General features: G+C 37.2%; 11 protein-coding genes. 7 read left to right on the forward strand and 4 right to left on the reverse strand.

What is annotated here, in order from left to right; genetic code table 11:
* Positions 1-9: 9 nt before the first annotated feature.
* The 7 genes from menB to HWV59_RS25385 all read left to right on the forward strand — a co-directional run bounded on the left by menB (position 10) and on the right by HWV59_RS25385 (position 8,324).
* On the forward strand, positions 10-828 hold the full coding sequence (gene menB / locus HWV59_RS25355; protein ID WP_175640694.1) for a 1,4-dihydroxy-2-naphthoyl-CoA synthase: 819 nt from the start codon (positions 10-12) through the stop codon (positions 826-828).
* Between the two features lie 145 nt (positions 829-973).
* Entirely contained in the window at positions 974-2,446 is a 1,473-nt protein-coding gene (locus HWV59_RS25360; protein ID WP_175640695.1) for an o-succinylbenzoate--CoA ligase, read from the forward strand.
* Positions 2,439-3,548 (forward strand): o-succinylbenzoate synthase, encoded by a 1,110-nt coding sequence (gene menC, locus HWV59_RS25365; RefSeq protein WP_175640696.1) that lies wholly within the window; start codon positions 2,439-2,441, stop codon positions 3,546-3,548. The genes HWV59_RS25360 and menC overlap by 8 nt, the downstream gene beginning before the upstream one ends.
* 660 nt (positions 3,549-4,208) lie before the next feature.
* Entirely contained in the window at positions 4,209-5,174 is a 966-nt protein-coding gene (locus tag HWV59_RS25370; RefSeq protein ID WP_175640697.1) for a metal ABC transporter solute-binding protein, Zn/Mn family, read from the forward strand.
* Between the two features lie 117 nt (positions 5,175-5,291).
* Positions 5,292-6,041 (forward strand): metal ABC transporter ATP-binding protein, encoded by a 750-nt coding sequence (locus tag HWV59_RS25375; RefSeq protein WP_175640698.1) that lies wholly within the window; start codon positions 5,292-5,294, stop codon positions 6,039-6,041.
* Positions 6,042-6,112: 71 nt separating this feature from the next.
* Positions 6,113-7,429 (forward strand): metal ABC transporter permease, encoded by a 1,317-nt coding sequence (locus HWV59_RS25380; protein ID WP_175640699.1) that lies wholly within the window; start codon positions 6,113-6,115, stop codon positions 7,427-7,429.
* Complete coding sequence (locus tag HWV59_RS25385; protein WP_175640700.1) at positions 7,419-8,324, forward strand: metal ABC transporter permease; 906 nt, start codon at positions 7,419-7,421, stop codon at positions 8,322-8,324. Before HWV59_RS25380 ends, HWV59_RS25385 begins: the two co-directional genes overlap by 11 nt.
* A 66-nt stretch (positions 8,325-8,390) precedes the next feature.
* On the opposite strand, the gene HWV59_RS25390 is transcribed toward HWV59_RS25385, so the two are convergent.
* The 4 genes from HWV59_RS25390 to HWV59_RS25405 all read right to left on the reverse strand — a co-directional run bounded on the left by HWV59_RS25390 (position 8,391) and on the right by HWV59_RS25405 (position 12,257).
* Positions 8,391-8,576, reverse strand: a complete 186-nt coding sequence (locus HWV59_RS25390; RefSeq protein ID WP_175640701.1) for a hypothetical protein — start codon at positions 8,574-8,576, stop codon at positions 8,391-8,393.
* A gap of 66 nt (positions 8,577-8,642) precedes the next feature.
* Positions 8,643-9,683 carry a cytochrome d ubiquinol oxidase subunit II gene (locus tag HWV59_RS25395; protein ID WP_175640702.1) on the reverse strand — a complete coding sequence of 347 codons (1,041 nt, stop codon included), beginning with the start codon at positions 9,681-9,683 and terminating at the stop codon, positions 8,643-8,645.
* 21 nt (positions 9,684-9,704) lie between these two features.
* Entirely contained in the window at positions 9,705-11,060 is a 1,356-nt protein-coding gene (locus HWV59_RS25400) for a cytochrome ubiquinol oxidase subunit I (protein WP_175640703.1), read from the reverse strand.
* 174 nt (positions 11,061-11,234) lie between these two features.
* Complete coding sequence (locus HWV59_RS25405; protein ID WP_235991896.1) at positions 11,235-12,257, reverse strand: metal ABC transporter substrate-binding protein; 1,023 nt, start codon at positions 12,255-12,257, stop codon at positions 11,235-11,237.
* Positions 12,258-12,398 lie beyond the last annotated feature (141 nt).

Raw genomic sequence — 12,398 nt, forward strand, 5'->3', positions numbered from 1 at the left:
GCAATAAACATGGCAATTGAATGGGTTACAGAACGCCAGTATGAAGAAATTATCTATCAAACATATAATGGGATTGCAAAAATCTCAATTAATCGTCCACATGTACATAATGCATTTACTCCAAAAACAGTTATGGAGTTAATTGATGCATTTGCTTATGCACGAGATGATCAAAATGTAGGAGTTATTATCTTAACAGGTGAAGGTGGAAAAGCATTCTGCTCTGGTGGAGATCAGAAAGTTCGTGGTCATGGCGGTTATGTTGGAGATGACCAAATTCCACGCTTAAATGTTCTTGATTTACAACGATTAATTCGTGTCATTCCGAAACCAGTTATTGCAATGGTAGCAGGGTATGCAATTGGTGGCGGACATGTACTGCATATTGTGTGTGATTTAACGATTGCAGCAGACAATGCTGTATTTGGACAAACAGGTCCTAAAGTGGGAAGCTTTGATGCTGGATATGGTTCCGGTTATCTTGCTCGTATCGTTGGACATAAAAAAGCTCGTGAAATTTGGTACCTATGCAGACAGTATGGTGCACAAGAAGCATTGGATATGGGTCTAGTTAATACGGTTGTTCCTCTGGATCAATTAGAAGAAGAAACAGTAAAATGGTGTGAGGAAATCCTGGAAAAAAGCCCAACAGCTATTCGTTTCCTAAAAGCAGCATTCAATGCTGATACGGATGGTCTTGCTGGTATTCAACAATTTGCCGGGGATGCAACATTACTTTATTACACGACTGATGAAGCAAAAGAAGGCCGTGACGCATTTAAAGAAAAACGTACACCTGACTTTAAGCAATTCCCACGTTTTCCTTAAGCAATATTTACTGAAACAGCTTGATGATTTTTATCTCATCAAGCTTTTTTTATACGATCAAGTTTTACGGGGGGAGACTATGGGGTTCGCCATTAGGACTTGGCGACTAGCCAAGTCCTTCTGATTAATTATTGGAGGTGACGTAATGAACCAATCATATCCTAATTGGCTAAAGCAGCGGGCTGAGTTAACACCTAACCGCTTGGCTGTCAAAGTGGAAGAAGTAGAATTGACTTTTGATGAGCTTTATCAACGTGTTTCGACTCAAATAAATCACTTAGTATCCTTCGGTGTGAAAAAAGGTGAGCATGTAGGGGTGCTAATGAGAAACAGTGTTGAGATGATTGAGATGATTCATGCTGTTTTCTCTATAGGTGCGGTAGCGGTTTTACTAAATAATCGCCTTTCCAGCAAGGAAATTGCTTGGCAGTTGGAAGATGTTCAGGCAAAGCATTTAATAGGTCATGAGAAATTTTTATTCCAAGTTGATGAAGAAATAAACGTTATACCCGTTGAGAAAATACATAAAAAGAATAGTTCCAAAAAAGATGAAGTGTTTGAAGGATTTACATCAGATCAAGTAGCAACGATTATGTATACGTCCGGAACAACCGGCCATCCTAAAGGCGTTATGCAAACATTTGGTAATCACTGGTCAAGTGCGGTTGGTTCCGCCCTTAATCTTGGATTAGACCCAAATGACCGTTGGTTATTGGCTGTCCCTTTATTTCATATTAGCGGTTTATCCATTTTGTTTCGAAGTGTGATTTATGGGATTGGTATCGTATTATTCGAAAGATTTGATGCGGAAAAAATGAATAAAGCTATTATGAAGGATGGAGTTACCATCGTTTCTGTTGTTACCACTATGCTAAATCAAATGTTAGACAAGCTGGGAAAAGAAACATATCCTGATACTTTTCGCTGTATGCTCGCGGGGGGAGGTCCCGTTCCAAAAGATATTCTGGAAAAGGCAATTGAAAGGCAAATTCCTGTTTTTCAGACATATGGGATGACTGAGACAGCTTCACAAATTGTTACACTTTCACCTGAATACAGCATGAATAAACTGGGCTCAGCCGGAAAACCATTGTTTTCATGCGAAATGAAGATAATGAAGGATGGTAAAGTTTGTTCTGCCTATGAAGAAGGAGAGATTCTTGTCAAAGGTCCGAATATCACAAAAGGATATTGGAAGAGAGGGGAAGCAACTCAAAAGGTATTTACAGAAGAGTGGTTTCATACCGGTGATCAAGGCTACATTGATGAGGACGGGTTTTTATTTGTACTTGATAGACGTTCAGATTTAATCATATCCGGTGGCGAAAATATTTACCCTGCAGAAATTGAGAATGTTTTATTATCTCATCATGCAGTTGTTGATGCCGGAGTAATTGGAATTGAGGATACGAAATGGGGACAGGTTCCATATGCTTTCATTGTTTCAAATATGAAGGTAAATCATGATCAACTTATAGAGTACTGTCATGAACGACTTGCCCGCTATAAAGTACCAAAGGGGATTACAGTTTTAGAAGAACTCCCAAGGAATGCTTCGAACAAACTAGTAAGAAGAAAATTAAAAGAACAATTTGCTAAAGGATTTCAACATGATTAACATTGAAAAAGTGACATTACACCATATATCGCAAGCATTACAATCACCTTTTACATCAAGCATAGGACATGTAACAGAGCGTGACAGTATAATCGTCGAGGTTATGGATGCTGAAGGGGTAAGGGGATGGGGAGAAGTAGTGGCGTTCTCAACTCCATGGTATACAGAAGAAACGATTTCAACTTGTTTTCATCTGTTAAAAGATATCCTTGTTCCATTAACAATTGCTCAAGACCTTCACCATCCGGAGGAACTGCAGACCATTTTTCAAAAAGTGAAGCGTAATCATATGGCAAAAGCATCTCTTGAAGGAGCTATATGGGATGTTTATGCCAAAAAGAACAATATCTCATTATCAACTGCATTAGGTGGAACGAGAAATGAAATTGAATGTGGAGTTGTTGTCGGTATCTCGTTCATTCCGAGTATGCTCGACCAAATTTCCCGTTACATTGAAGAAGGATACAAACGGTTTAAAATAAAAATTTCTCCAACACAGGACATTCAATTAATTGAAGAAATTCGTAAGTCGTTTCCTGACCTGCCATTAATGGCTGATGCCAATTCAGCTTATTCATTAGATCAACTTGATCAATTAAGAGAACTTGATCAATTTAACTTGATGATGATTGAACAGCCTTTGGCAGCAGATGATATTATTGATCATGCAAAGCTTCAAGAGAGAATCTCAACCCCCATTTGCTTGGATGAAAGCATTGTGACAAGTGAAGATGCTAGAAAAGCGATCGAACTTGACAGCTGTAAAATCATAAATATAAAACCAGGCCGTGTCGGTGGATTGACAGAATCAAAAAAAATACATGATGTATGTCTGGAGAATGGAATTCCCGTATGGTGTGGCGGAATGTTAGAAACAAGTATTTCCCGTGCGCATAATATTGCTTTGGCATCATTACCAAACTTCTCAATTCCCGGTGATATATCATCTTTCTCCAGGTATTGGGAAGAAGACATCGTTATACCGGAAATTAAAACAATAAACGGAAAAATGCCAGTCCCTGACCGACCGGGCATTGGTTTTGACATAAACAAAGAAGTATTAAAGAAATATACTTTATCGGTGACAAAAATTACCAAATAGGGAGAAAGCACATTTTGTTTAAGATTTTTTTTGATAGTTGGTTCTATCAAAAAAACTGTTTTGGTTGATTGGAGCGGAAGGTGTGAGACTCCTGTGAGAACTGTGGGACAGGTGAGACCCCGCAGGCGCTTGCGACGAGGAGGCTCACCGCCCACCCCACGGAAAGCGAGCATCCTGTAGCGGAAATCAACCCTCACAACACTAATTATAGAGCAACAAGGATTATTCAAACATTTTATGTAATAAAGTATAAAAATAATTTTTTGAGCAAAAGTGGCTTATAAAATTGATTTTTTATAAGGGGAAAAAACAATTTTTCATTTATTAGTCTGCTCTAAAATACAAAAATCCCAATTTTCAAAAATACCCTTAAATCCGTATAATAACCCTGAAAGATAAACAATATCATACTATTGAAAGTTTCTCTTTCTGCTCATTTAGGATAACTACCCTATCACTTAATAGGGAAGTTATCCTTTTTTTTGTCGAGAAAACATAGTTGACACATAAAACATAATATCATATTGTTGCATTAAGGAAACTTTTTTAGTTAAATGAATAAAAGATGAAAACAGCAAAAATTATGGCACACATCCTAAAATAATACATAGACTACTTTTGACCTAGAAGAAGTGCTATCATTTCATCTTAAAAAAATGAATGGAGGAACAAAAGGTGAAAAAATGGTTGGCAGGTGTAGGAACAGGTATATTGGCAGTTTTTTTATTAACAGCATGTGGTAGTGGTCAAACAAGTGGAGATACAAATGAAGGAAATGAAAGTTCTACTAAAATAATTCAGGTGACGACAACGACTGGTCAAGTTGCAGACGTATTAAAAAATGTAGGTGGAGATCAAGTAGAAGTGACTTCATTAATGGGACCGGGAGTTGACCCACACTTATACCAAGCTTCTCAAGGTGATATTCAAAAGCTAAATAATGCAGACATGATTTTTTATAATGGACTTCACCTTGAAGGTAAGATGGGTGAGATATTTGAAAAAATGTCAGAGGATAAAACAATAGTAGCTGTTGGGGAATCAATTCCAGAGGCTTTGCTACTAGCAGCAGATGGTGATTCAAACGCTCACGATCCACATGTTTGGTTTAATATCCAAGCTTGGATTCATGCAGTTGATACTGTTGAGGAAGAATTATCAAAGCAATCTCCGGAAAATGAGGAATTATTTAAAGACAATGCTGCAAATTACAAACAAGAATTAGAAGAGATGGATCAATATGCAAAAGAACAAATCCAAACAATCCCTGATGAAAGCCGTGTACTTGTAACTGCTCATGATGCATTTGCCTATTTTGGCCACGCATATGGTTTAGATGTAATGGGGTTACAAGGACTGAGCACTGACTCAGAATACGGATTAAAGGATGTTCAAGGTCTGGTAGATACATTAGTTGAACGAAATATTAAAGCGGTCTTCGTTGAAAGCAGTATATCGGAAAAGTCAATTAGTGCTGTAGTAGAAGGTGCAAAAAAACAAGGTCATGACGTTGTCATTGGTGGTGAACTCTTCTCAGATGCAATGGGAGAGGAAGGAACGGAAGAGGGAACATATATCGGAATGTTCAAACATAATGTTGACACGATTGTATCTTCTTTAAAATAAGCAAGAATTGATAGCTAAGAATAAATCTCGATGTATTCTTAGCTATCGGTGCATTTTTAATAGATTAAGTTTATTAAGCAATCATTCTATGATTATGAAGTAAGGTTGGTGTGATAGATGAATCCTGTTACAGTTGAAAATTTAACAATTGCTTACCATCAGAAACCTGTTTTACAGGAGGTAAGTTTTGAAGTACCGGAAGGAAAATTAATTGGAATAATCGGACCGAATGGTGCAGGGAAATCAACTTTAATTAAAGGAGTATTAGGGTTAATTCCTACTGCTTCTGGTGAAGTGAATATTTTTGGAGAGCAATATAAAAAGCAGCGTAAACGTGTGGGTTATGTTCCACAGCGCGGCTCTGTTGATTGGGATTTTCCAACTAATGCCTTAGATGTTGTTCTAATGGGGAGATATGGGCAGGTTGGTTGGTTTAAGCGTCCAGGTAAAAAAGACGTAGAATTTGCAAGAGAGTGTCTAAAAAAAGTAGGAATGCTAGAATTTGAAAATCGCCAAATAAGCCAGCTTTCAGGTGGTCAACAACAAAGGGTATTTCTAGCAAGAGCTCTAGCACAGGATGCTGATATATATTTCATGGATGAACCGTTTGTAGGAGTAGATGCAGCAACTGAAAAAGCAATTATTGCCTTATTAAATGAGTTAAAAGCTATGAGAAAAACAGTTTTGGTTGTTCATCATGATTTACAAACAGTAGAAGAGTATTTTGATTGGGTTCTTCTTCTAAATATGAGAAAGGTTGCTTTTGGCCCAACACAAGAAACCTTCACAATTGATAATCTGCAAAAAACGTATGGTGGAAAGCTCACATTCTTACAAGACCAATCTGTTGTTGTTGAAGGAGAATAAAGGTCACTTAAAATGATGGTGAATAATTGGGCGCTGGTGAGAGCCCTTTAGAAAAAATAGGAGTGAAGGAAATGCTTGAAGAACTATTGTTTCAACTTCAAAATCCGAATACCCAATGGGTGTTACTTGGCACCATGCTCCTCGGAATTGCTAGTGGTGTTGTTGGAAGCTTTACGTTATTACGGAAGCAAAGCTTAATTGGAGATGCCATGGCACACTCTGCATTACCGGGAGTTTGCATTGCCTATTTATTATATGGGTCAAAATCATTGATTTGGTTTTTAATCGGTGCCTTGATTGCAGGGCTCATTTCTTCTTTTTTAATACAAATCATAATCAACCATTCAAGAATAAAAGAAGACTCTGCTCTAGGGATTATCATATCTGTGTTTTTTGGTTTTGGTATTGTTCTTCTAACCTATATTCAGCATAATGGAGCCGGTAATCAAAGTGGGTTGGATGATTTTATATTTGGGCAGGCAGCTTCCATGGTTGGGGCAGATGTTCAATTAATTACGATTATTGCTTTAATCTTGCTGGCGATAACGGCTATCTTTTATAAAGAATTTAAATTACTAACATTTGATCCACAATTCGCAAAAGGAATTGGAATACCGGCCAAATTTTTTAATGGATTATTACTTTTATTAATTGTGTGTTCAGTGGTTATTGGATTACAAACTGTCGGAGTTGTATTAATTGCAGCCATGCTTATTACTCCAGCCATTAGTGCAAGGTATTGGACAGAGAGATTAAGTTCTATGATTATTATTTCAGGCTTTATTGGTGGAGTGTCAGGAGTAATGGGGACATTGTTGAGTACGATAATGGAAGGTATGGCAACAGGTCCACTTATTATTGTTGCAGCTACGATCATGTTTATCATTTCTTTAGTGTTTGCGCCAAAACGAGGGTTACTTGCTAAGGCTCTAAAGCAATTGTCGCTTAGAAAACGAACAGCAGCAGAACAAATTTTCCTAAGCTTTTATGATGTTGCAGAAGGAGGAAATCTTCGTGACATTACAGAGGCTGAAGTTCTTATAAAGCGTAAGGTTTCATCAAGTCTTTTCCAATATGCGATAAATGTGTTGGAAAAGAAAGAATACATTAGTAGAACGTTGTCTGGGAAATGGATGTTAACAGAAAAGGGAATTGAAGCAGGATATGAACTTGTGTTACAACAGCGTTTGTATGAAATGTATTTAATGCATGAAATGGAGTTCGCTCACCTTAAGCTAAAAACCCGAGATGACCTTAATTTAACTTCTATTTCGAATGAAACAAAGGATCAGCTGTTAAAACTGTTACGCATTCATGACCGTGCACCATTATTAATGCCAAAGTCAGTAAGTATTGGAGATCGGGGGATGATGATGAATGACATATGATGCATGGATTATCATCACTGGTTCATTAGTAGGTGTTACATGTGCGATGATTGGATGTTTTCTCGTAGTAAGAAAAATGGCAATGCTGGCCGATGCTATCTCCCATACAGTTTTATTGGGTATTGTTGGCGGGTATTTAGTTAGCCGGAGTTTAGATGGTCCTTCTTTATTAATTGGTGCAGTAGTAGTTGGACTGTTAACAGCATTACTTGTACAGGTGTTAAGCGGAAAAGGTGTTCAAGGTGATGCGGCAATTGGAATTGTTTTTACGTCTCTTTTTGCAGTAGGGGTTATTCTCCTGTCGTTGTTTGCAGGAAACATCCATCTGGATGTTGATCATGCACTTATGGGAGAGATCACATTTATTCCCTGGGATACAGTGCAATGGAATGGGATGGATTTAGGACCTAAAGCAGTCTGGCTCTTATCCTTTGTGTTCATCGTCAATTTACTAATCATTATCTTTTTTTATAAAGAATTTAAGATTAGCTCATTCGATCCCGAAATGGCTGTAGCAATTGGAATTCCAGTGTTGTTTATTCATTATTTACAAATGGGGATGCTTTCTATTACAACTGTTGCGTCCTTTGATAGTGTGGGGGCTATATTAGTTGTAGCTATGCTTATTGTTCCAGCCTCAACAGCCTATTTATTAACAGATAAATTGCTGAATATGCTCTTTATTAGTGCTGGTATCGGTGTTATATCAGCGATAAGCGGATATTACATGGCTTCTTTTCTAAATGTGTCAATAGCTGGTGCTATGGCCACTTCTACAGGAATTCTTTTTGCATTAGCGTTCCTTTTCTCGCCAAAACATGGTTTGATCGCGAAAAAACGGGCTCAGAAAAAGCTCTCTAAAGCCACACAAAAAACAGCAACTATTGGAAATTAATCTAAAGGAAAATCCCGGCCGTATTGTGCCGGGATTTTTAAGTATTTAACCAAATCTTTTATGTTTTTATTCCATCAACCCATATTCAATTGCTCGATCAGCAACTAACTCATCCACATCCTGTGGGAGATCATCTAATGATCCAAACTCATAATCCCATAAATTTGTAAAAGAATCCACATACATAGGAAAAGAGTCTGCATTAGAATGTTTAATATCATGGAGAAATGACTCAATAAGGCTTTCTTTCATTTTTGTTCCCCCTCTGCAAAGGTATCATCTTAATTTTTGTTAAAAATATAATATTTATACAATTTTTTAGGATTCATTTTGCTTTAAATAGCGCTTATCCTTCATAAACAGCTTCCAAAAGTAAACAAATCCTGGAAATAAAATAAGGAAACCAACGATATATGTGATAAATAAAGCTCTAAATGTATTAGGATGTGTAAAACCGGATTCAATCGTGACGTCAGGATAAATCATATATGGTAAATGTGCTCTGCCATATGCATAACTAGCTAGGAGGTATTGAATTGTCACCGCTACAACTGCTAGTCTCGGGCGTCCTATTCTTCCCTTATGCTTGGCAGAAGGAATGAATAGTGCTGCACCAGCAACGACAAAGAGAAGAACAGATCCAATTAAAAAGGGCAAATAATCAAGCATGTTTGTATATAACCAATTTGCCTCTATTCTCAGTGTAAGCATGATGAAAAAAGCCATTAACAATGAGATTGGGCCGAGAATGAGAGCATCTCTTCGATAAACACGATATGCCTCCAGCTCATCTGCCACATTCGAGTAATCAGCTAATAATAAGGAAGATAAAAAAAGCGTACTGGTTATGGCAAAACCAATAAAGGCATAGATATTCGGGCTGGTAAACAGTGATCCAAAGTTAAGCTGATGAACACCATTAACATGCTCTATATAACCACCATGTGTGATAGGTAAGACCAACATAAGCAAAGCGGGTATAATGAATCCGGAAATACCAGAAACATACGTAAGGCCTTTTTCATAATCCTTTGCCACATGAGAAAATACTAAAAATCCGCTTCGTAGTGCTAGTAAAATTAAAATCACACTTCCCGGAATCAATAATACTGTTCCTAGAATAAAGGTGGCACCAGGAAAAAAACTCACAAGGGCAATAACGATCGCAACGATAAAAACATTTGTTACTTCCCAAGTTGGTGATAAATATCGGTTTGCGATGTTCGTTGCATTTGTCTTTTCTCTATTAAAATAAATCATCGACCAAAAGCCTGCTCCAAAATCCATCGTTGCCATCACAGCATAGATAAAAACGAATCCCCAGAGCACAGTGATTGCGAGTAGTGAATCTGCGGTCATATTGTTTCACCTCTTTTAGGATTAGGTAATACTTACATGGTTTTGCTGCGAGTTTCCACCATCAAGCTCATACTCAACAGGGTGGCGTTTAAAATAATATTTCAGGACAGACAAAACAGCGATTGCTAAAATAACATAAATGAGAGAGAAGAGTAAAAATAATATCCCAATTTGGGTTGAACCTGTAACAACATCCTCGGTTGCTAATATTCGATAGATGACCCATGGCTGTCTACCGGTACAAGCAAATATCCATCCAAATTCAATGGAAAGAAGAGAGAGAGGACCTGCAATAACGAAGGCATACATAAATAGTTTTGGGAAATGCTGTTTCTTTAAAAATTTATGCCAAATAAAACCGGCGACAGATAAAAAAATGAGAAAGCTGCCGATGAGTACCATCCCATTAAACAATGTATGAACAAATAAAGGTGGCCAATATTCCTCCGGAAAGTCATTTAAACCAGTGACAACTGTATCAAAGCTATTGCCAGCAAGAAAACTTAAGGCCCAAGGTATTTCAATGGCAAATTTTATTTCTTCTGTCTCACGATCGGTGAACCCTCCGATTGCTAATGGAGCGTGGTCCTGTGTTTCAAAAAGTCCTTCTGCTGCAGCTAGCTTTTCAGGCTGATATTCATGAAGCATTTGAGCCGACTCATGCCCATTAAGAGCAGTTAAAAGAGAAAATATTCCACCAACGATTAAACTTAGCATGAGGGCTTTCCGATGAAAAAGATAGACTCGTTCATTACGTTTATTTTTTAACATTTTAAATGCTGAAATTGTACTAATCATAAAGGCACCGGTCATATAAGCTGAAACGGCAACATGAGCTGCAGAAATAAAAAAGCTGGGATTAAAAAAAGCGGCCCATGGATCTACATCAACAATCTCTCCATTTTCTATTTGAAAACCGGCAGGAGTCCCTTCAAAGGCATGTACATTTGTAATTAAAACAGCTGAAGCACTGGCTCCTATAAGGACAAGTGTGACACTAATAATGCGCATTTTAGGTGAGATACGATCAGCGGCATACACATAAATAGACATAAATAATGCTTCAATAAAAAAGGCATATATTTCAATTTGGAATGGTAATGACATGACTCTTCCAATGACTTCCATAAATCCTGGCCATAACAATGCAAGTTGAACACCTGCAATGGTTCCAGTAGGAATTGCGACTCCTAGTAGAACTGCTTGACCTTTTGTCCATCGTTTCGCCATGACGGCATAATCCTGATCCTTGGTTTTCTGGAAAAGTAACTCCGCGCATAATATCATTAAGGGAAGTCCAACACCCAACGTTGCAAAAATAATATGAAACCCCATGGTCGTTCCGAACAGCGAACGTGCTAAAACTAAATCATCCATTGTGATCCGCCTTTCTTTTCCACTCTTGTCGTAATCACCCATAGTGTCCACTATTTTCTAGAGAATATTCTTCTATTTTGCAATTCAAGTGCATTCGTACTAAGTCTTAAAATATAAACTTTCATTTTTCCTAATAAAAAAAAGTGAGCGAAATTAAATCGCTCACTTTCCTTCTTAATTTAGTGCCTTTTTTAAAGTTTCAAGGTTTTTCTTCATAATACTAAAGTAATCTTCATTATTCTTTATATCTTCATCAGTAAGAGTTTCTAAGTTGTTTAAAGTTAGTGCTTCGGCACCAATCTCAGATTGTACGATATCAGTTACATTACTACTAACATTCGTTTCAAAAATAATGTATTTAATGTCGTGCTCTTTTGCTGTTTCAATAATTGTTTGCAATTCTTTTTGAGATGGTTCCTGGGTTGGAGATAAACCTAAAACACTTATTTGTTCAATGCCATAGCGGCTTTCCCAATATCCATATGCTGCATGAGAAACTAGGATTTCCTTTTTGCTTGCATGACTGATGACATCTGAGAAAGATTCATCTAATTCATTTAATTGTGTTTTTAAAGATTCGAAGTTTTCTTCAAAAGTCTCTTTTCCTTCAGGATGTAATTCTGTTAATGCGTTTTTAATATTTTCTGCTAATTGAATAGAAAGAACAGGGTCAATCCATACATGTGGATCTGTATCACCATGGTCATGTGAATGTTCCTCTTCATGAGCAGCTTCATCATGGGCATGTTCAGTTTCTTCCTCATGTTCAGCTTCATCATGGGCATGTTCTTCTTCACTATGTCCTTCCAACAATTCCAAACCATCGCCTGCATTAATGAACGTGACATCTTCATTTTTAAGTGATTCTTGTGCTGTTTCAGCAAAGGATTCAAATCCAACTCCTGAATAGATAAATGCATCAGCTTCAGCGATGTTTACCATATCTTTTGTAGAAGGTTCAAAAGTGTGTGCATCGGCACCCGGTGGAATAACGTTTTCAACCTCTACTAAATCTCCCCCGATCTTTTTTGTGAAATCCTCTAGTGGGTAAAGAGTTGTATATATTTTTAATGTTTCCGAATCAGCTGCCGGTTCAGTTGATTGAGAGGAAGAAGATGTATCTCCATTACTGCTGCAGCCGAATAATAAACTGGATATAAATAGCATTGTGCTTATTGATAATAAATGTTTCTTCACTTTTCATGATCTCCTTTCTGCAAATCATTATGATTACGATTAAGCCTTCATCATTATATCTTAATCATTCCGATTTGAGAACTTATTTTTTGTGAATTTTTATTTTTAGAAAAGTTAAATAGTAATAGTTACGATTAGTAC

This window comes from Metabacillus schmidteae (assembly GCF_903166545.1).
GTDB lineage: Bacteria > Bacillota > Bacilli > Bacillales > Bacillaceae > Metabacillus > Metabacillus schmidteae.